Source organism: Yoonia sp. R78084, assembly GCF_044595625.1.
GTDB lineage: Bacteria > Pseudomonadota > Alphaproteobacteria > Rhodobacterales > Rhodobacteraceae > Yoonia.
The window spans coordinates 205,005-223,781 of record NZ_CP138993.1; the positions used below are offsets into that span (position 1 = coordinate 205,005).

Below are 18,777 nucleotides of genomic sequence, written 5' to 3' on the forward strand. Positions count from 1 at the left end.
CTGTTTGCGCCCCGCTGTGGGGCGGTGGGTGATGGGGGTGGGTCAATTGATGTCGCGCGCCACGTGAACAGCGCAAGCGGCGTGTTGCACCACACGCGACGCGGTTGACCCGAGGAAATAGTCGATCAGCCCGGGCTTGTGGGAGCCCATAACGATGCAATCGGCTTTCAAAGCAGTGGCGGTATCAATGATGCTGCGCCCGCTGTGGCCCTTGACGATCATGGATGACACGCCGGGCATCGCCGCGACACGTTCCTCAAGGCGCGCTTTGGCCCGATCAAAGGCGCTTTGAACCACACTGTCGTCGATATAGGCCCCGACCGACCCTTCCGGCGCTTCATAGACGTGCAGCGCTGTGATCTTGCCGCCTTCCGACAACAGGCGGCGGGCGATTGCGACGCTGTTTTCACCAACGCCGTGATCAAGGGCCATTGGGACCAGAATGTTCTTGTACATGCCAAAACTCCTTCGGTTTTTCGGTCTCAGGGACGTAAAATGATCTTGGGTGCGGCAACAACGCCAGCCCGGATATCCGCAAAGGCCTGCTGCCCGTCAGCGAGGGGGCGTTCTTCTGTCCAGTCGAGAGGGCCAAGGCGCCCGTCAAAGATGGCTGCAGCAGTCTGGCGGAAATCCTCGGCGGTATAGGTGTAGGTGCCGATGAAGGTGATTTCCTGCAAGGTCATGCGGCGGATATCAAGACCGCCCGTCGCTTCGCCCAGTCCGATATGCATGATCACGCCTCCGGGGCGTGTGATGGCCGTGGCATCCGCGCGCGTCGCGGCATAGCCTACCCCGTCGATCACGAGATCAGCCTGTTCAACCGTCCCCGGTGCAACGGCATCAAAGCCGTCGATCATGTCAAGCGTTGCACGGCGCAGGGTGTTTGGTTCGATGACTTTGATATCGGTCGCCCCGAATGCCCGCAGACACAAAGCAGCGCCCACACCGATCGCGCCCCCGCCGACAACAACGCATTGTGCATCTGCAAGCGGCATGTCCAGCGCCGCAGCCCCCAGCCGGACCGCATGCCAGCCGCATGCCAGTGGTTCGGCCAAAGCTGCCTTGGTGAGCGGCACGTCATCTGGCACCGTCACAAGGTTTCTATTGGCCATCACGACATAGTCGCTAAACGCACCTTCGCGCGGGGGCATCGAAATAATCATGCGGTCGGGGCAAAGGTTATCACGGCCGGATTTGCAGGCCCGACACAAACCACAGGTCGCAAGCGGATTGATTGTCACCCGTGTGCCGTCCAACGCACCTCCCATGACAACGCCAGCGGCCTCGTGGCCAAGGATCAGCGGGGCGGGCCGCCGTTCGTCGTGGCCCAGAAATGCGTGCATGTCAGAGCCGCAAATGCCCGAAGCCTCAATGCTGATGAGGCTTTGGCCAGCGCCCGGCACCGGATCAGGCATCACGCGGTAAACAAGCGTTTCCACGTCGTCATAAACAAGCGCTTTCATTTCGCTGTGAAACCTCCGTCCACCATCAAGATTTGCCCCGTCACATAGGACGACGCATCCGAGCAAAGAAATAAGAGCGGGCCGTCGATATCCGACAAAGCACCATTGCGGCCCACACATGTCTGCGCCGCGTTGCGGGCGGCGCGTTCGGGGTCGGCAAAGACGGGGCCGGTTAACTCGGTCGGGAAAAATCCCGGACCTATTGCATTGGCTGTGACGCCATCCTTGGACCACGCTTCGGCCATTGCGCGGGTCAACTGGCCGATGCCGGCCTTGGACGCGCCATAGGCAATCCCGCCCGGAAAGGCGCGTGTTGTCTGGAGAGAGGCGAAATTCACGATGCGCCCCCAGCCTTTGGCCTTCATCGCAGGGACGAGGGCTTGAGAAAGAAAGAAGGGTGCGGCCAGATTGAGGTTCATCGTCACGTCCCAGCCCGCGTCCGTCACATCATCTGCAGCCTCGCGGGTGTTGATCCCCGCCGCATGGACAACGATGTCAGGCGCGCCAAAGGGTTCGGCGACCTGCGCTGCGATATCGGCAATCTGGTCCCGTTTTGACAGATCGGCGGCTACGACTGCGGCATTTGCCCCCGTCTCAGCCGCCCAGCCGTTCAGCGCATCCGCGCGGCGGGCCACGCCGACAACCTTTGCACCGGCCGCAGCCAGTGCAATCGCGGCGCGTTGGCCAAGACCCGCGCTTGCGCCGGTGACGCAGGCGACACGACCGGTCAGGTCGAAGAGATCGCGCGGATCACTCATCTGGCGTCAGGTCAAAGTTTTCGCCGGGGAAGTATTTGGCCAGACGTACGTCCGCTGCACGGGCGTGGCCTTCCATCCCTTCAAGGCGGGAAATCCGTGCTGTCGCTTCGGCCACGCGCTTGGACCCTTCGCGTGTGGCCTTCTGCCATGTCACGATCTTCATGTACTTATGGACCGACAGACCACCGGTATAGGACGCAGCGCCCGACGTCGGCAGAACGTGGTTCGTGCCAGAGGCTTTGTCGCCATAGGACACGGTCGTTTCTTCGCCAAGGAAGAGCGAGCCATAGCAGGAAAGACGATCCAGCCACCAATCCAGATCTTCGGCCTGCACGGTCAGGTGCTCGGGCGCGTAATCGTCCGAACAGGCGGCCATTTCTTCACGGTCCGCACAAAGGATGACTTCGGCATAATCGCGCCATGCTGCTGCGGCGTTGTCACGGTTCACTTCCGGCAGGTCTGCGATCAGCTCAGGCACACGGTTCATGACGTCTTCGGCCAGCGCGCGGTCATCTGTGACCAGCCAGACGGGCGAGTTGTAGCCGTGCTCGGCCTGGCTGACGAGATCGGTTGCAACGATATGCGGATCGGCGGTCTTGTCGGCGAGGATCAGGCTATCGGTCGGGCCTGCGATCATGTCGATTCCGACACGGCCGAAAAGTATGCGCTTGGCTTCGGCGACGAACTGGTTGCCGGGGCCGACAAGGATGTTTGCCTTGGGCAGGCCAAAGAGGCCAAAGGTCATGGCGGCAACGCCCTGCACACCGCCCATGGCCATGATCTTGTCCGCGCCACAGATATGGGCCGCATAGATGATGGCAGGGGCGACGCCCACGCCGGGCCGCGGGGGCGAGGCAACGGCGATATGGTTGCAACCGGCAACTTTGGCCGTTGTCACAGTCATGATTGCAGAGGCGATGTGGCTGTAGCGTCCGCCGGGCACATAGCAACCTGCCGCATCAACCGGGATTGCCTTTTGACCAGCGATCAGGCCCGGAACGATCTCGTATTCGATGTTGCTGACGGTGGCTTTCTGCGCTTCCGCAAAGCGTTTGACATTGTCATGGGCGAACTGGATGTCTTCTTTCAGCTTCTCGGGTACCAGTGCTGTCGCTGCCGCGATCTCTTCTGCGGTGATCATGACGTTGCCGTCATATTTGTCGAATTTTGCCGCGTATTCCATCGCCTTGGCGTCGCCACCTGTCTCGATGTCGGACAGGATGCCCTGAACAATGTCGTGGACATCAGACGCGCCGGACTGCGCGGTCAGCGTCGCTTTTTTGAGATATTCGCGTGCCATGTTTCGTTACCTTATTTCATGCTGTCAGAAAGCATCGTGGTCTTGATCGAAGGGAGATGTGTTGTGATCTGTTGCGGACACCGGTCGGTCGCTGCAATCTTCAAAGCCGTACCCTCCCAAGACGACTATTTGATTCTGAGGCCAGTGTAAGCGCTTACATCGCCTTAATGCAAGCCCTTACATTTTCCGCAAAAGTTCCCTATGTCGGCGCCGGGTTTGACGCTATGTTGAACGCCAGACCCAACCGGAGCGCATATGACATCCCAACGACCAATACCCACTTTGCAGGACGTGGCCAGCCGTGCGGGTGTGTCGACTGCCACAGTCTCGCGGGCAATCAATTTCCCCGACCAGGTGGCCGAGGTAACGCGTGACAAAGTGAACGTCGCAATTGCAGAGCTGGGCTATTCACCCAATTTCGGTGCGCGCGCGATGGCAGCAAGGCGCACCAATACAATCGGTGCCATTATTCCGACAATGGAAAACGCGATTTTCGCGCGCGGGCTTCAGGCCTTTCAGGAAGAATTGCGTCGCAACGGATTTACGATGTTGGTTGCCAGCACGGCCTATCAGCCGGCTACCGAGGAAGAGCAGATCAGGTCACTTGTCGCGCGGGGGGCTGATGCGCTCTTGCTGATCGGATACCACCGCGATCCGGCAATCTATGAATTTTTGGATGCGCAGGACGTGCCGGTCCTTTTGACATGGGCATTTGACCCGCAAGCGACGCGGCCTTCGGTGGGTTTCAATAACAGCGCGGCAATGCAGGCGATGGCCGAAAAAGTGATCGGGATGGGGCACCGGCGGCTGGCGCTGATTTCGGCAGAAACGGCGCAGAATGACAGGGCGTCAGCACGATGCGACGGGATCAGACAGGCGATGACCGCGGCCGGACTGGACAGTGATACCCTCTGTTTCGTGGAAACGAAATATGGGATCAACGAAGGTGCAGCAGCCTTTGATCAGCTTATGGCCCACGAGCCAAGGCCGACTGCGGTTTTTTGCGGAAACGATGTTTTGGCTGTCGGTGCGCTCAGACGGGCAAGAGAGCGCGGGATTGCGGTTCCGGGTGATGTCTCGATCATCGGGTTCGATGATATCGAACTGGCCCAGGTGGTTTATCCGGCACTGACAACGGTGCATGTGCCGCACCGTGAAATGGGCCGAAAGGCAGGGGAGGTTCTGGTAAACCACCTGCGGGATGGCATCGCTTTGACGCCGATTGAGCTTCAGACCCGGCTGGTTTTTCGGGATACGCTCGGCCCGCTTTAAGCAATAGGCGGAGATTGTTGCTTGGATTTTGACGAGTTACTCCGAATTGTCATGCGATCCCGCAACAATGACGGCAATACCGACAATTTTAGACAAGAAAATCGTTGTAGTCGGACAATTACTTTGCCCAAGAACATTGGATTTGATACTCTTCCCCGAGTTGTTAAGTGTTGTTGGTGAAAACCGTGTTGCGTTACGATTTCCAGATGTACTCTGCGGATAGTGTATCCGTGCAGGCAGGCGGCGGAAAAGGCATTACAAGCCAGGGCCACGCACGCTCAAACAAAGTCGTAGCTTTTTTCCGGGATCCAACGACAACAGATGCTGTGACCTCCGCGCCACCGATTGTGCGGCTTTTCCTTGAAGAGGCCGGATTCGAACTCTCAGATGCCGAAGTGCCGCAGGTCGAGGACGCAGAAGCACCTTGCGACAAGGTCTTGCGACGGGCGCTGGCAGCGCAACTGACGGCTGCATTGTCAAATCGCGCTCTGAAAAAGGCACTCGCACGCGCGGCACAGGAAACCGAATTCGATGTAGCGGCTTTCATCGCGGCCGTGGTCAGCAAGAACGCCCCAGATGTGCAGCCAGAGGGCGCGGCACAACCGTGCAAAATCACGCCCCGCAGCCCAAGCCAGCTTCGTAAGGCAAGCTGCAGGAATCGCGAACGTCCACGCTAGGCTTCCTACTAAGCATGCAAGCCTTGATAGCTCGTCGCTTGGCGCCGCCGGAATATGCGATATCAGGAAATTTGGTGGAGCCTAGGGGAGACGCTATCGGTTCTGGTTAGTTGTTTTGTTTCAGTTACTTATCAATATACTAGTCATGTGGCTGTGTCACTACACTGTAACACTTTGCCGCTCGATTTTATCTTTGAGCCTCATTTGATACGGCGCGTCTGAACTCCTCCATTCGCTTTTGCCCTTCATTCATCTCGTTATGTGTTGTCAGTCCGCGAGGGTGGCCATCTAAGTGCCACGCAGCAACACCCAGCGCTCCACACACAGTCATGCACTCAGCTTCTATCCGCAGTCTCTCCAAGTCGTCGAGGGCTTCTCGAAGGCCGTACTCGCTAGAAACTTCGAGTGCCTCAGATGCGGCAGCCGGGTCGATCCCGACAGATGTGTGATTTCTGTACTCCTGAAAACACGCGGCTGCCTCTAGCAGTTGGCTTTCAAGCTCTTGAAGCTTTCCTGTGCCACTGGCGATCCTCATAATGTTTGCTGCGAGTAATCGCAGTCGGGACATAGCCTTTTGTTCCAGCTGCGTTTCTCGGACTTTATGCTCGTTCTCAGATTTCCGCTCTTGTTCCTTGGTCACTTAGGTCCTCGTTGGTTTTTGGCTCTACATGTGTGAGTTAAGAGCTTGCTTTTAGTCTTCAAGACTTCAGCCTTGTTGCGTTTTAAAACAGGGTAGGCTGTGCCGCGCGGCAAGCAATTAATAGGGCTAAAAAAACCTGGACTTTACCTGCGACATCTTATAATCAAGGCACCGAATAGGAGCCTGACCAATGAGTGCAACGATAGACGGCCCAAAGTTTATTGATCTGTTCGCAGGCTGCGGTGGCTTGTCCCTTGGCCTAGAGCAAGCGGGCTTTTTCCCATTGTTTGTGAACGAATTGAATTCTGACGCGATGGAAACCTACTTAAGGAACCGAGACGCTGAGTTCCCTCACCTTAGAGAGCGCTTCAACGCAAACGACATCAAGTCAGTCGTGTCGGATGAAGGTTTCTTTGATCGCCTATTTACGGACCTTTCGACGCAGTTTGGCCAGCCTATCCGGGCAGGTGAAGTCGATCTGGTCACGGGTGGCCCACCTTGTCAGGGTTTTTCTGGGATTGGATTAAGGCGGTCCTACTCGGTCGATAAAAAGCAACTGCCCTCGAACCATCTATTTCAGGACATGGCGTATTTTGTTCATCATGTCCGGCCCAAAGTGTTCTTGTTTGAGAACGTGGAAGGTTTGTTGCGGTCTCGGTGGACCAAGGATGGGGCTAAGGGTGAGGCGTTTACAGACGTACTAAACACGTTTCGGTCTCTAGAAGGCTATACTGTAAGTCACAAGCTGGTACACGCAAAGGATTACGCTGTCCCTCAAAACAGACCTCGTGTCTTGTTGGTTGGGGTGCGTGATGATCTACTGAAAGACGGGATGAAGGGCGAGGACGCAGTATCGGCTGGCTTCTTACCTGCCCCGATTGGAATGTACCCTCACTTGGTAGACGTACTGTCAGACCTTGTTGATCCAAACTTTGAGTATGGCGGCAAGACCAATACGTATATCAATACGGCTAAGTCAGATTGGCAAAAAGAAATACGAACGCTCCCAAACGGGCAAACACTCCGAAAAGGCAGCACTCTAACGGACCAAGAGTATAGTAAGCACTCGCCGACCGTTCAGGCACGTTTTCAAGCAATGATCGAGAACGGTGGAGCAATACCGCTAGAGATGCGAACTAAGAAATTTGCGCAGCGCCTTCTCCCTGAAACATGGGGAAATCAAGGCCCCACAATTACTGCCTGTTCCCTGCCCGACGATTTTGTCCACTTCTCTCAACCTAGGACATTAACCGTTCGAGAGTGGGCCAGATTGCAAACCTTCCCTGACTGGTACGAGTTTGCAGGTAAGCGCACCACTGGTGGAATTAGGCGAGCGGGAAACCCAAGGGAGAATATCTTTGATCGGGAAGTCCCCAAGTACACACAGATAGGCAATGCCGTCCCGCCACGGTTGGGACAGGAAGTTGGTAAACACATCTTGCGCATTCTCGGGCAAGACTAGCATAGGCACACGTTGCGGTTGCCAATCAAATAGCTAACCTCACAGGACGATTCGTTCTGGGAGAGCTTTTTTGTTCGATTTCAAGAAACTGGACAGTGCTGATTGGCGTCAGGTGATTGATAGCCTTTACCTTAGTGTGAAGCCAGAGATGCAAGGCCCGCAAGGCTTCATTCGCAGGATGAAGGCGCTCGGTGAACCCAGCCGCAAGCATGCCATTTCAGGCCACATGAACTCTTTCAACGGGCGTAATTCTCTCGTTGGCTTGGATCTAGATATTGATGCTCTGGCTGATCAGATGATGGACATAAACCACAAAGCGTCTTCAAGTCTCTACTATGACTACCTGAGCATTCTAGAGGCTGAGACTGACCTCAGCAATTTTCCGACGTTGAAGTTGATTCAAGACTTTGTGGGGGGAGCACAAAATCCAAAGATCTCAATCAACAGGCTGAATGCCTTGTTGGCGCGAGTAATAAATGAGTCTTTGTCACAGGCCAATAAGAGCAATGCTGGCGAGGCTGGTGAGAATATTGTTAGAGCCATACTCAGCGCTGCAGGGCTACAGAAGGATGTTCACTTTCGAGAGCAATATCAGTCAAGCAAGGGATCGGACACTGACTTTGTATTCCCATGCGTCCCCGACGGCCAAGATGGGAAAGTGGAAGCATTCTTGGCGGTTCAAATGAGCAGCAATGACCGCACTCGATTGACTTCAAGTGAGCTAAGACAAGGTGCCGTTCCTTTTGTGTTTACAGGCAACGGTCTAGCGGCCAGCAAGAAAAAGCTGAAAGATATTGGCAACAAGATTATCTTGGATCAGCGCAGTAAATCAGTCCGGATTGTTTGCCTTCAGAGTGAACTTGACTTTGAGATGAAGCGGCTGACGGCGACTGTTGACAAAGGAAACGCCCCTTCAGACATCGTCGATAGGCTCGATTATTTCGATAATTTCGGGTTCAGCATGGAGGCCTTTGCCGACTACGTGAGAAAGAGATTTCTCTAACTCGAGCAAGTAGAGATGACTTGCTCTAGAAGAACCATGGCTTTTGCTCAGTAGCCTTAACCTTCTCGTAGGGCATCGAAGTTCACCCTGTCGGCCCTTGCACCTCTTGGCCAATGCTCACCCTTAGCCACCGTCAACAAACCAAGCCGACAGCCGGAGAAGAGAGCGCACCCCTTCAAGCACAACCTGTTGAGCTAAACTAAATACTTGAGCTGGATGCCTAGCCCCGCAGCGGAAAGTGCGAAGCTTGAGACGATGGCATCCTTTAAGTTCCCCCTTAGAGAATACAGCAACCGCGCCTAGGTGACTGGATGTCCGGTCGGCGGGCTGGCCCCTTTATGCAAGCCTGAGGCATCGCAAGGCGCAAGCCAGTGCATCAGCTGCGGGTGTATCACCCTTGGGTGTATCAATGATACAGGCGCGGCTCCCCCGTCTACCGCAAGGAAATCAGAAAAATGACTAAGGATTACAACAAGATAACAAAACCTGTCCAGCGCAAATTAAGGCTCAAGAAACTCCATGTAGAACCATCGAAGTTTCAGCCCCGCAGCATCGAGCTTGACCACGGCCACGTGGCTGACCTCGTGAGGGTCCTCGCAACTGGCAAGGCTCTCGACCCGCTCCATGTCCGCAGCGTTGGAGATGGTTCGTTTACCGTTCTGGATGGGCACCATTCCTTTGCCGCCTATCGTGAGGCCAAGTGGCGCGGTGCCGTGCCTGCGCTGGTCTACAGCTGCACGGTCGCTGAAGGGCAACAGATCGCCGCCCGAGAAAACAGTAAGGCGCGGCTACAGATGAAAGATGAGGAAAAGCGAGACTGGGCTTGGAGGCTGACCGTTGAGCAAGCTGAGTTGTCGCGAACGCAGGTCAGTCAGCTTTGCAATGTATCACCTGCTACTGTGAGCCGTATGCGGAGAGTATTGAAGCGCCTTAACGACAACGAAATCGACACGCCCAAATCATGGAAGGCGGCACAGATTGCGGTTGAAGGTAAGGCGCAAGGGGAATGGTCAGAGGAACAGCAGGAAGAATGGCGGCAAGCTGCCTATGCAAAGCTGAAACAGAACATCGCCCGCGACATTGTCCAGTACAGCGAACACGACCCTGAGTTAGTTCTTGAGGTTGTCCAAGAGATCATGGGCAATTCGCGCTTCGCGACAGGGGCGGAACATCTTGGTTTTCATGAAGGTGAGATCAACGATTTCACGGGCGAGTTTACACCAGCAAATCAGCCTGATGATGGGGATGATGAATTCTGATCTCCCGTCCGCCTCGCTGCAGATCGCCAACACAGGTTGGATGGGGTCCGGCGTGTTTTGCGCCGCATATTTCTGAGCGCCTAATACTAGGTAAGGCGATGGCGTTTCTCCCCCAATAGGCTTGCGGAGTAGGAGGGGTAGGCAAAGTCTTTGGAGGGGCGCTCCCAGAGTTCAGTTGAGTTCAGTTCCGCTGCGCCTTGCCTAGCGTCCGTCGTGGGTTCGCATTTCGCCCGTGAAGGATTTTTGTGTTCACACTCTAAAGCTTGGAGCGAGTTGTCTATTGCTAGACCATACCGCTAAGTAGTCCTTCGCTCCGGAAAATGTTGTTGATTGAAGTGGCAGCTATGCCAAATGACTTAAATGAATTCGCCGCACAGAAGTCATCTTTCTCAAGATCACCGATAAATACTTTGAAGGACCGTTTCTGCCCTCCAAATAGTCCTTTTCCTCCACTTTCGCAGGTAAAGATAAAGTCCGACTGAATTTGAGGGCAATTGAGGACGAAGATACCGTCTTTCATACCCTCTAAAGCCTCTCCCGGCGAAAATGTGAACTGCGGGTGAAACCGGACGATTAGCCCTTTCTCACTTTGCTTTTTCAACATCGACAGAAGAAACTGGATGTGCTGCTGCTCGAAGGGCAAGCGATTGGAAGTACGTAGGATTTCGTCGAGTGTGCATCTACGCATCTAGTTTTCTCCACTAACCTTTACACCTCTAATTTCAGAACATCCCTCACCACGCAAGTCACGACGCGCTGGCTTACGCGAGGAAAAGTATAGCTCTTTTTGGGTATACCCTTGAGGTACGGACGCGCAGGACAGAATGATTGTACTTTTAGGGTTGAAATAAGAATTAAGGAACAGTAGGTGATAAGGGTCTCTGACCCAAAAGGAACACTACACCATGTCAGTCTACGGATACGCCCGCGTTTCAACATCAGACCAAGACCTCACCATCCAGCGCGATGCGTTGAAGGCTGCGGGGTGCGAGATCATCAGAGAAGAAAAGATCAGCGGTACAAGCAGACAGGGACGCGAAGAGCTGAAGACACTGCTGGAGTTCCTGAGGGAAGGTGACACGCTGGTAGTAACGCGCCTTGATCGGCTTGCCCGGTCGATGGACGATCTCTCCAGCATCGCAAGAGAGCTGCAGGATAAAGGCGTTGCATTGAAAGCGACAGAACAGCCCGTGGACACAAGTAGCGCTGCTGGAAAGGCCTTTTTCCAGATGCTGGGGGTCTTCGCTGAGTTCGAGACGAACCTGCGTCGTGAGCGGCAGATGGAGGGGATAGCAAAAGCGAAATTGGTGGGCATCTACAAAGGTCGCAAGCCTTCAATCGACGTGGACGAGGTCAAGCGGCTGCGGGATGAGGAAGGCATGGGCGCTACCGAGATTGCGCGAAAGCTCAAAATCGCAAGAACGTCAGTCTATAGAGTGCTGCAGAAGGCCTGAAACGGTTGCGCCTATGCGCCTGTTGTGTAGGTTGAAACGATGACCTTAACACCCTCAGAACGTGCCACATTCAAAACAGAAATTGCTCGAAGGCTATCGCCACAAACGTGGACGGAAATCGACCTCGTGCTTGAAGAATTTGGAGCCAACGTGACGTCTTGGTCAGGAGACAGCTTCTCGTATGTGGCTGCGATGCTCAGAGGCATTGAGGATGAACCACTGCGGGCCATGGCTCAGCACCTGAACATAGAAACAGGTGAGGACAGCGTATTTGATATCCCAGAGTTCTGGGCGGCAGGTAAGCTGAGGGTATTTCTCTCCCACCTTGCAAAACACAAGGTTTTTGCATCTGAACTACAGGCTGCGTTGGCCTCCTACGGTATTTCTGCCTTCGTTGCTCATGAAGACATCGAACCCAATTCCGAATGGCAGGATGAAATAGAAAAAGCCCTAAGGACATGCGATACACTGGTCGCGCTACTGCACGAGGGCTTTAAAGACAGCACTTGGACAGACCAAGAGGTAGGTTATGCGCTTGGTCGCGGTGTGCCTGTTTCATCCGTACGCTTGGACATAGCCCCCTATGGCCTTTTTGGGAGGAAACAAGCCTTCAACGGTAAGGACAAGGACGCACCGGAGATTGCGCGAGAACTGTTCGAAGCATACCGGGTTCACCCAAAAACAGCTGAAAAAATGGCTGACGTCGTCATCGAAATGTTCTGCAGCAGCACTTCGTTCTTAGAGGCAAGGTCAAACGTGAAGCTCGTCGAGGAGCTCACAACTTGGCGGAAAAGCTATAAGGCTATGCTGCGTGAAGCAATCAGTTCGAATAGTCAGATACAGCATGCGTGGGGGGTTCCCGAGAGTATTGAAGCTGTAATTGAAAAGCGTGATCCAGACAGCGGTATTCCAGCAGGCGACAGTGTATCGGACGACTTTGACGAGATCCCGTTCTAGGCCTCCAGTCTCTCCGTATTTGTATCCCAGAGTTTCTGCACTATCAGCAGTTCAATAACCATCAAGAAAACAGGCCCAAAGATTAAGACTTCAGAACCCGTGTAAGTAGCCGCCGACCCTCAGTCCATCCCATACATCTTGTTGGGTGTCCGCGAGTTGGCGTTCCCGCAAGCCATGGTCATACACTGAGCTCGACGAACGCGCCCCAGCCCATCTACCAAGATCATTGATGTCAGCTTCGTTGACTTGCGCTCTTCTGGCAACCGTCCGCCAAGTATGTCGTGTTGAATGCAGCGCGAGACGTCCGTCCGTAAGTTCTCCAGCCGCCTACAGCACCTGTAAGACCATGTTCTTGCGGGTTTCAGCTTCTGTTTCGCCATAGGTTCTCATTTTTTCGGCCTAGCGTTTCGCTCGATATGAATTAGGTAATCCCGCCATGTCTTGCCGCTCCCCCCTTTCTCAAACATGAAAGTGCGGTCGATCAGATCGCTGGGAGAAATCCCATCCATTTTCGCTCTGCTTCCGAGTTCTGTGATAAGCTCATCCACCTTTTTGCAAAATGCTTCGTAGTTCTCGGCAGTATTCATATCAGAGACCAGTTTGCTCGGCTTCATCACCGGAAATTGACCAGATTTCTTCCACGTCCATGTATGAGATGTATTCAACAGTACGATATCGTCGTTGAACAACGTATTGATCGACCATCCGGCCCATTGATCGAGGATATATGCCTCGCCCATTTTCCCCTCGGGCATCAGGAAATAGATCAGTTTTGTGAAGTAGGCTGGCCCCATGCCGGGTATCATTTTTTTTGCGCGTAAGTTTGAAAATTTTGCAAAGGCGGATTGGCGAGACGGATTTCCATTCTTTATTTCGAGGGCAACAGACAGCCACTCCGACTTGTGATCGGATCCAAACAGGCTTTTGAAATTCGGAACGGTCATTCCGCCCCAAGCAAGTATCGCGGCGCAGATGTATTCGATATTTGCTTTGGTCGCCGTCTGCGTCAATTTGCGCAGGTCATTTCGGTTGTGGCGCGTTTTGTGGCGTTGGTAGTCGCTCGAGTCTTCTGTAGTGTTCAAATAGGTCGCCACGGTCTTATTTGCCAAAGGCATCAAGCCGTTTTGATTTGTTGGATGGGACGGCAAGGCTTTGACCTTGTTGAGGTATTTTTTAAATTCGTCGCTATGCGTCTTACATAAGACCGTCATATCAACCCCGCCGCAAAGATCTGAAATTCAACTGGATGCAACCAAAGCAGATGACTTCACGCCGAGTCTTTGAGCCTTTCTGCCCTCTGCCACCCCTTGCAAGAACAAGGTCTATGCGCTCGCCACTGGTATCGGCTTCGATTTCATCGTGAATGCTCATCTGGCTCTTTTATCCTGCTCTGGATTGTAGTTGTATCGAGCCTCATTACCGCCGGGGTTCACTGGTATGGCGTTGCGGCTAACTCCCGGAAAGACACGGTTCTTGACATCCCTCGCAAAGCGCCTTCCGAACTGCTGCCTTGCTTGCCCATCACCAATCTCTCTCCATTCCTCAGACGTGAATAAGTGCTCGACTTCAAAACCATTTTCTGGCCTGCGCTCGCGAAGCCTTTGCATGATTTGACCGTAGTGCACTTCAAACATGTAATTTCTCCCAAAGTGCGCCCGCGAGGGCTTTTCATACATTTGGACTATTCATTTGATTGGCTGGTAGCACTATTCTACGAAGTTGTAGACATGGCAATCAGCTGTTGCTCTTAGTTGTGCTGAAACTTGGCGATATGCGTCAGCTTTAGTTCAGCATAGGTGACCTTCTCGATGTTGTTCTTGAGCAGATCGAGCCTGTATCGACCGTCTCCATACCGTCCTGCCATGCCGCGCTCAGCGTGACCCTGTAAAGCGTCCATGATATTCGGCGGCACCTCTCCGTTGCGGCAGGCGTCCTCGAAGTTGTGACGGAACGAGTGGAAGGAGGTCTTGGCGGTTTTCAGGCCGATGCGTTCGAGATAGCGGGAGAAGAACTTCGAAAACTCGCCGGAGAAATAGCCAGTTGCGTCTTGGCGCAGCTCAGGGAAGAGCCTTGGTTCATTCTGCTTTCTCCGCTTGGCAACAAAATCAAGGAAGCCCAGCGCGATCAGCTCTGAGTGAACAGCGATCTGTCGTTTCCCGCTGCTGGTTTTGACGTTCTGCCCGTCCCCCTCATCGGTGATGTCCAAGAAAGGAATGCCAGCCGCCGCTTTCACATCGCCTGTCGCCAGCTGACATAGCTCGTTGAGACGCGCCCCCGAGAAGAGACCCAGCAGCGGCAACCAGAACTTTGCTGTCTCGGTCATCATGAGGGACCCTGCCTCACTGCAGAAGCGCTCAGAGCGGCAACCAGTAAATAGCGGACTGGAGAATAGCCGCTGCAACTGTGAGCTGGAGAAGGCATTGCGTTGGTCCCTCGGGGCTACGCCAGTGTTGATCTTGAGCCCCTTCATCAGGTTGCTTGTCACATCGTCAAAGTGCGCCTCGGCCCAGTTCCAGAAGGTACCAACGCGACTAAGCGCCTTGTTGACCGTGGATGCACCCATCGGCTCTAGCCCAAGCTGTTCTGCCTTCTGCGCTGCCACAGTCGCAGGCAAACCGCGCGTCTCACGCTTCTTGCGGCTGTTGGCCGGAAGCTTCATCAAAACGCTTTTGAAGGCTCGTGCATCGTCTTTCCGATAGGTGTTGACCGGGCGGTCTCCAGCAATCTCGACGAAGAGGTCGGTCCAAGAGAGGTAGTCGTTCCTGACTTTGGGAGACCAAGCGCCACGCGACTTCTCATCGGCCCAGAGCTTTACGGCGGCGGAAAACAGAGGCGCATCACTAGCGCCCTGAGTGACCGTCCGAGGCGCTTCTGGCGTCAGCACTACATCCCCTTTGTTGCGCCGTCTGATTGCCTCACTGGCTTCGACAGAGGCCTCCTGCAGCGCCCTTACGAGACGAGGCCAGCTCAGTGAAGCTGGGTCAAGCCTCAGTTCGATGCCTTCCCATGTCAGTACTTCTTCGGCCTCAGAGCGGTAAAAGGGGTCGGATTTGCCTCGCGCTAAGTTGAAGCGGGTGACTTCGTCCATGTCCTCAACGAGCGTATCGTATTCATCGAAGGTTGGGCGTGGCTCGAACTGGTGCGGAGACACACGCACAGATTGCCCGTCACGGTCTTCGACCTCTTCAAAGCTGTCAATCCTTACCTCTTCATCCTCGTCCAGTAGATGATGGAGGTAGGTCGCCTTGATTGTTGCGATCTGTTCCAGCGTCAGTTCTTGAAGTTTGTCTTCCTGTTCCTGCGCCAGCTTCAATCGGTGTTCATCGAACTTGCGATCTACCTTGACGGCTTCAATCCGCACTCTTCGAAGCGCTTCCGAATAATCGCTCGTCCTCAGGGAGAACGTCTCTTCTCGCTTTCCGTAGGTGGCAACAATATCTTGGGGAACGGCTGCGCGGTGGTAGTAGACTGCTCCGCGACGATACAAGCGTGTGTGTCCAGACATCTTCTCGAGGGTCCTCACTGTAACACCTCAGCGTAACAGACCCCTAAAAACATCATTATAAATCAGCAACTTACTGTTTTCGTTAGCTTGTATGAAGATTTGGTGGAGCCTAGGGGAGTCGAACCCCTGACCTCTTGCATGCCATGCAAGCGCTCTCCCAACTGAGCTAAGGCCCCAACTTATCAGCTTGCGCTGATTGCCGCTATCTATGCAGCGATCCGGGCGAGATCAAGAGAAAATCGCGCCCGGTTCGGTCATTTTAATCGTCGTCGTTCGTTGTGACGTCGGCGAGTTCGTCGAGAGAGACGGTATCGTCGTCATCATCGTCTTCCAGAACATCGTCACCGAGATCGACGTCTTCATCATCGTCGTCATCAAGAACCAGATCATCGTCTTCTTCGATGTCCTTCATCTTGGCGGTTTGTGCATCCTCTGCATCCGCGACCATTGTACGGGTCTTGGACGTGTCGATCGTCACTTCATTGCCCGTATAGGGGCTGATGATTGGCGTCGCGTTCAGGTCGTAAAAGCGTTTGCCGGTTTCGGGGCAAAGGCGCTTTGTGCCCCACTCTTCCTTAGGCATAGGCTATCCCTTCAAAAATCTCTGTCTTCCCTTGCGGGTGATCGGTGCCAACTGCCATAAGCGAGGGGCTGTGTCAAAGCCTTTGGCACTTGAAAACCAAGAAGGTGGATATGGGCCGTCACACCCTGAAAGGCAACCCCCCGATCGAGGTGGTTTTGCGCCGTTCTGTACGCGCCAAGCGCCTTTCGTTGCGTGTTTCGCGTCTGGATGGCCGTGTGACGCTGACGTTGCCACGTTTTGCGCCCGAGCGTGAGGGAATCGCTTTCTTGCGCGCCAAAGAACCCTGGCTGCGCGGACACCTTGCGGATATGCGCCCCGCGATGGCGGCCCAAGTTGGCCAGACTGTGCCTTTCCGCGGGGTGGCAATGCCCATTATTGTGAGTGCCGGCAAGCGCGCGCGTCTCCTTGAGGATCGCATCGAGGTCACAACAAGCGCATCTGCTGCGGCGCAGACCAAGGCCCTGTTGCGCCATGCTGCGCGCGATGCGCTTGCGCATGCCTCGGACCGCTATGCGCAGCAAGTGGGTAAATCCTATACGCGGCTGTCGATCCGCGACACACGGTCACGCTGGGGGTCTTGTTCAAGCACAGGGGCATTGATGTATTCGTGGCGGCTGATAATGGCGCCGCCTGCTGTGCTTGATTATGTGGCGGCGCATGAGGTCGCCCATCTGGTTGAAATGAACCATCAACCGGCGTTCTGGTCTGTTGTTGCACAGCTCTGCCCTGATTATGCTCAACATCGCCAGTGGCTGCGTGATGAGGGTGACAAGCTGCACCGCTTTGTTTTCGACGATTGACCAATCTGCCTTTCGTGATCACAAAAGGCCCATGATGATCCAGCCACGCCCCCAGGAGAATACAACTGCCGCACATGAGCGGGTGTATCGTGCGTTGCGGGCGCGGATCATGCACGGGGAAATCGCACCGGGTGAAGCCCTGACACTGCGGGGTATCGGCAAAAGCTATGATGTTTCTATGACACCTGCGCGCGAGGCCGTGCGCCGCTTGGTTGCCGAAGGTGCGTTGTTCCTGTCGTCGTCGGGCCGTGTCTCGACACCGGAGCTTTCGAACGAGCGGATTGAAGAGCTGGCCACCTTGCGCGCCTTGCTTGAAGCAGAGCTTGCATCGCGCGCTTTGCCGCGCGCGCATTTTGCGCTGATCGAACGGCTCGAGACTATCAATCAGGGCTTTCACCAGATAATCGCACGCCATGACGCGACGGGCTATATCCGCCTGAACCTCGAATTCCACCGCACGCTTTATCTGCGCGCCCAGGCGCCTGCGATGTTGGCGATGACAGAGACTGTTTGGCTGCAATTGGGACCAACCATGCGGTCGCTTTACGGGCGGCTGAACCGCACCGATCCTCCGGCACACCACAAACTGATCCTTGCAGCCCTGAAGGCCGGCGACGAGCCGGGTCTGCGCTTGGCCGTGCGCGCCGATTCGACCCAAGGTTTGCGGATGCTGAAGGGTTAGGTCCCGTAGATATCGAGATCTTCAAGCGCGAGGTTCATCACCCGCCGGAAATCCTCGCCGGGCATGCCGATCCCATAGGACAGGTTGGTGATAAATGCGTATTCGCTTGGAATGATCCGCCCGCTTGAAAGCGCCACAAAGAACGCACCGCGCATCATGACATCTTTCTCTGAATCGCGCAGACCCTTCCCGAAGTCGATGAAATCCTGTGGTGTCAGGTTCAGGTCAATATGGTCGGTGATGCGGATAACCTCTGTGGACGGAATATTGGTCCGTGTCAGACGGCTCGCTGCTTTGGTGATCAGCGCAATTTCATTCGATGCAACAATCCCGTCGCATTTGCCGACATAGCACATTGCCGTCAGGATGCGCTGTGTCGCCTTTTTGCGCATCGGTGCGGTAGGGTCGAGACCGAGCAGTGATTTCATGCGCCGCCAGATGACAGCAATGAGGGCAAGGCTGATTGCAACCCAGATACCATAGTTCTGAATGGTCCGTTGTAGGCTGTTGCGCGCCACAGAAGGCAGGCCGGCCTCAATCAGGTTCAATGACTGCGCTGTTTCCATTTGCTGCGGGCTGAAGGGCCGTTCGATCTGTCCTGTGCAGCGGTCTCTGGACAGAACATATCCAAGGATATTGCTGGAAACCGTGTAGCCCAAAATCCGGATATCTTTGGTTTCATAGCAGAGCGACAGGGATGTGCCGTTGGGGGCGTCAATCTCGGTGTCCGCAACATATTCCAAACCCGAGAAAAACCCAGAGTTGGCTGTCCAAGCCTGCGCTGGCCCAGCGACCAGCAAACTCAAGAAGATGGCAACAATGAAACGCATCATGCAAATATCTCGGACTCACTATAAACGTCGCCGCAATAAAGACAGAGGGCGGACGCAATTGTCTCGGTTATCTGCCTGAAAGACCCTAGAAAGCAAGTAATTGAGCGCCCAATGTGCTGTTTTTGCAGC

The 18,777-nt window shown here is 54.6% G+C and carries 19 protein-coding genes and 1 tRNA gene; 9 read left to right on the top strand and 11 right to left on the bottom strand.

Annotated elements, in window-relative coordinates; genetic code table 11:
- Nucleotides 1–42: 42 nt before the first annotated feature.
- From SJY29_RS01085 to hisD, 4 genes are read right to left on the bottom strand one after another with little or no spacing between them, the layout of a single operon-like run.
- Complete coding sequence (locus tag SJY29_RS01085) at nucleotides 43–456, bottom strand: universal stress protein (protein WP_400085788.1); 414 nt, start codon at nucleotides 454–456, stop codon at nucleotides 43–45.
- 26 nt (nucleotides 457–482) lie between these two features.
- The gene (locus SJY29_RS01090; protein WP_400085790.1) at nucleotides 483–1,463 is read right to left on the bottom strand and encodes an alcohol dehydrogenase catalytic domain-containing protein; all 981 of its coding nucleotides are present in this window, start codon (nucleotides 1,461–1,463) and stop codon (nucleotides 483–485) included.
- The gene (locus SJY29_RS01095) at nucleotides 1,460–2,221 is read right to left on the bottom strand and encodes an SDR family NAD(P)-dependent oxidoreductase (protein ID WP_400085793.1); all 762 of its coding nucleotides are present in this window, start codon (nucleotides 2,219–2,221) and stop codon (nucleotides 1,460–1,462) included. Before SJY29_RS01095 ends, SJY29_RS01090 begins: the two co-directional genes overlap by 4 nt.
- Entirely contained in the window at nucleotides 2,214–3,521 is a 1,308-nt protein-coding gene (hisD, locus tag SJY29_RS01100; RefSeq protein ID WP_400085796.1) for a histidinol dehydrogenase, read from the bottom strand. The genes SJY29_RS01095 and hisD overlap by 8 nt, the downstream gene beginning before the upstream one ends.
- Nucleotides 3,522–3,776: 255 nt before the next feature.
- Here hisD and SJY29_RS01105 point away from each other — a divergent pair, with 255 nt between their 5' ends.
- The 5 genes from SJY29_RS01105 (at nucleotide 3,777) to SJY29_RS01125 (ending at nucleotide 9,834) form a co-directional block, all read left to right on the top strand.
- A complete protein-coding gene (locus SJY29_RS01105; RefSeq protein ID WP_400085798.1) occupies nucleotides 3,777–4,793 on the top strand; it encodes a LacI family DNA-binding transcriptional regulator in 1,017 nt (338 codons plus the stop codon).
- A gap of 326 nt (nucleotides 4,794–5,119) precedes the next feature.
- On the top strand, nucleotides 5,120–5,470 hold the full coding sequence (locus SJY29_RS01110) for a hypothetical protein (RefSeq protein WP_400085800.1): 351 nt from the start codon (nucleotides 5,120–5,122) through the stop codon (nucleotides 5,468–5,470).
- A gap of 830 nt (nucleotides 5,471–6,300) precedes the next feature.
- Nucleotides 6,301–7,572, top strand: coding sequence for a DNA cytosine methyltransferase (locus tag SJY29_RS01115; protein ID WP_400085803.1), 1,272 nt, complete (start codon nucleotides 6,301–6,303; stop codon nucleotides 7,570–7,572).
- A gap of 70 nt (nucleotides 7,573–7,642) precedes the next feature.
- The gene (locus tag SJY29_RS01120) at nucleotides 7,643–8,575 is read left to right on the top strand and encodes a hypothetical protein (protein WP_400085805.1); all 933 of its coding nucleotides are present in this window, start codon (nucleotides 7,643–7,645) and stop codon (nucleotides 8,573–8,575) included.
- 455 nt (nucleotides 8,576–9,030) lie between these two features.
- A complete protein-coding gene (locus SJY29_RS01125; RefSeq protein WP_400085807.1) occupies nucleotides 9,031–9,834 on the top strand; it encodes a ParB/RepB/Spo0J family partition protein in 804 nt (267 codons plus the stop codon).
- A gap of 283 nt (nucleotides 9,835–10,117) precedes the next feature.
- Here the strand turns inward: SJY29_RS01125 and SJY29_RS01130 are convergent, their stop codons facing one another.
- Complete coding sequence (locus tag SJY29_RS01130; protein WP_400085810.1) at nucleotides 10,118–10,522, bottom strand: hypothetical protein; 405 nt, start codon at nucleotides 10,520–10,522, stop codon at nucleotides 10,118–10,120.
- Nucleotides 10,523–10,739: 217 nt separating this feature from the next.
- On the opposite strand from SJY29_RS01130, the gene SJY29_RS01135 reads away from it, so the two are divergent.
- Together SJY29_RS01135 and SJY29_RS01140 are read left to right on the top strand one after the other, a co-directional pair.
- Nucleotides 10,740–11,288 carry a recombinase family protein gene (locus SJY29_RS01135; protein ID WP_400085812.1) on the top strand — a complete coding sequence of 183 codons (549 nt, stop codon included), beginning with the start codon at nucleotides 10,740–10,742 and terminating at the stop codon, nucleotides 11,286–11,288.
- A gap of 39 nt (nucleotides 11,289–11,327) precedes the next feature.
- Entirely contained in the window at nucleotides 11,328–12,245 is a 918-nt protein-coding gene (locus tag SJY29_RS01140) for a toll/interleukin-1 receptor domain-containing protein (RefSeq protein WP_400085814.1), read from the top strand.
- A 386-nt stretch (nucleotides 12,246–12,631) separates the two neighbouring features.
- Here SJY29_RS01140 and SJY29_RS01145 read toward each other — a convergent pair whose 3' ends face one another.
- The 5 genes from SJY29_RS01145 to SJY29_RS01165 all read right to left on the bottom strand — a co-directional run bounded on the left by SJY29_RS01145 (nucleotide 12,632) and on the right by SJY29_RS01165 (nucleotide 16,333).
- Nucleotides 12,632–13,456 carry a hypothetical protein gene (locus SJY29_RS01145; RefSeq protein WP_400085817.1) on the bottom strand — a complete coding sequence of 275 codons (825 nt, stop codon included), beginning with the start codon at nucleotides 13,454–13,456 and terminating at the stop codon, nucleotides 12,632–12,634.
- Nucleotides 13,457–13,612: 156 nt separating this feature from the next.
- Entirely contained in the window at nucleotides 13,613–13,879 is a 267-nt protein-coding gene (locus tag SJY29_RS01150; protein ID WP_400085819.1) for a DUF1413 domain-containing protein, read from the bottom strand.
- A 113-nt stretch (nucleotides 13,880–13,992) separates the two neighbouring features.
- Complete coding sequence (locus SJY29_RS01155) at nucleotides 13,993–15,750, bottom strand: DUF6538 domain-containing protein (RefSeq protein ID WP_400085822.1); 1,758 nt, start codon at nucleotides 15,748–15,750, stop codon at nucleotides 13,993–13,995.
- A gap of 100 nt (nucleotides 15,751–15,850) precedes the next feature.
- A tRNA-Ala gene (locus tag SJY29_RS01160) sits at nucleotides 15,851–15,926 on the bottom strand.
- An 83-nt stretch (nucleotides 15,927–16,009) separates the two neighbouring features.
- A complete protein-coding gene (locus SJY29_RS01165; protein WP_110279672.1) occupies nucleotides 16,010–16,333 on the bottom strand; it encodes a TIGR02300 family protein in 324 nt (107 codons plus the stop codon).
- A gap of 110 nt (nucleotides 16,334–16,443) precedes the next feature.
- Here SJY29_RS01165 and SJY29_RS01170 point away from each other — a divergent pair, with 110 nt between their 5' ends.
- Together SJY29_RS01170 and SJY29_RS01175 are read left to right on the top strand one after the other, a co-directional pair.
- Nucleotides 16,444–17,133 (top strand): M48 family metallopeptidase, encoded by a 690-nt coding sequence (locus tag SJY29_RS01170; protein WP_400085825.1) that lies wholly within the window; start codon nucleotides 16,444–16,446, stop codon nucleotides 17,131–17,133.
- A 31-nt stretch (nucleotides 17,134–17,164) separates the two neighbouring features.
- Complete coding sequence (locus tag SJY29_RS01175) at nucleotides 17,165–17,815, top strand: GntR family transcriptional regulator (RefSeq protein ID WP_400085828.1); 651 nt, start codon at nucleotides 17,165–17,167, stop codon at nucleotides 17,813–17,815.
- On the opposite strand, the gene SJY29_RS01180 is transcribed toward SJY29_RS01175, so the two are convergent.
- Entirely contained in the window at nucleotides 17,812–18,648 is an 837-nt protein-coding gene (locus tag SJY29_RS01180) for a TerB family tellurite resistance protein (protein ID WP_400085830.1), read from the bottom strand. The two genes, SJY29_RS01175 and SJY29_RS01180, sit on opposite strands and share 4 nt — an antisense overlap.
- Nucleotides 18,649–18,777 lie beyond the last annotated feature (129 nt).

What these genes read in the sequence shown, in the direction of transcription:
- SJY29_RS01175 (WP_400085828.1), top strand. Translation starts at nt 17,165, where the DNA reads ATGATGATCCAGCCACGCCCCCAGGAGAATACAACTGCCGCACATGAG.
- SJY29_RS01085 (WP_400085788.1), bottom strand. Translation starts at nt 456, where the DNA reads ATGTACAAGAACATTCTGGTCCCAATGGCCCTTGATCACGGCGTTGGT.
- SJY29_RS01180 (WP_400085830.1), bottom strand. Translation starts at nt 18,648, where the DNA reads ATGATGCGTTTCATTGTTGCCATCTTCTTGAGTTTGCTGGTCGCTGGG.
- SJY29_RS01170 (WP_400085825.1), top strand. Translation starts at nt 16,444, where the DNA reads ATGGGCCGTCACACCCTGAAAGGCAACCCCCCGATCGAGGTGGTTTTG.
- SJY29_RS01130 (WP_400085810.1), bottom strand. Translation starts at nt 10,522, where the DNA reads ATGCGTAGATGCACACTCGACGAAATCCTACGTACTTCCAATCGCTTG.
- SJY29_RS01095 (WP_400085793.1), bottom strand. Translation starts at nt 2,221, where the DNA reads ATGAGTGATCCGCGCGATCTCTTCGACCTGACCGGTCGTGTCGCCTGC.
- SJY29_RS01145 (WP_400085817.1), bottom strand. Translation starts at nt 13,456, where the DNA reads ATGACGGTCTTATGTAAGACGCATAGCGACGAATTTAAAAAATACCTC.
- SJY29_RS01165 (WP_110279672.1), bottom strand. Translation starts at nt 16,333, where the DNA reads ATGCCTAAGGAAGAGTGGGGCACAAAGCGCCTTTGCCCCGAAACCGGC.
- SJY29_RS01150 (WP_400085819.1), bottom strand. Translation starts at nt 13,879, where the DNA reads ATGTTTGAAGTGCACTACGGTCAAATCATGCAAAGGCTTCGCGAGCGC.
- SJY29_RS01140 (WP_400085814.1), top strand. Translation starts at nt 11,328, where the DNA reads ATGACCTTAACACCCTCAGAACGTGCCACATTCAAAACAGAAATTGCT.
- SJY29_RS01135 (WP_400085812.1), top strand. Translation starts at nt 10,740, where the DNA reads ATGTCAGTCTACGGATACGCCCGCGTTTCAACATCAGACCAAGACCTC.
- SJY29_RS01105 (WP_400085798.1), top strand. Translation starts at nt 3,777, where the DNA reads ATGACATCCCAACGACCAATACCCACTTTGCAGGACGTGGCCAGCCGT.
- SJY29_RS01155 (WP_400085822.1), bottom strand. Translation starts at nt 15,750, where the DNA reads ATGTCTGGACACACACGCTTGTATCGTCGCGGAGCAGTCTACTACCAC.
- SJY29_RS01115 (WP_400085803.1), top strand. Translation starts at nt 6,301, where the DNA reads ATGAGTGCAACGATAGACGGCCCAAAGTTTATTGATCTGTTCGCAGGC.
- SJY29_RS01090 (WP_400085790.1), bottom strand. Translation starts at nt 1,463, where the DNA reads ATGAAAGCGCTTGTTTATGACGACGTGGAAACGCTTGTTTACCGCGTG.
- SJY29_RS01125 (WP_400085807.1), top strand. Translation starts at nt 9,031, where the DNA reads ATGACTAAGGATTACAACAAGATAACAAAACCTGTCCAGCGCAAATTA.
- hisD (WP_400085796.1), bottom strand. Translation starts at nt 3,521, where the DNA reads ATGGCACGCGAATATCTCAAAAAAGCGACGCTGACCGCGCAGTCCGGC.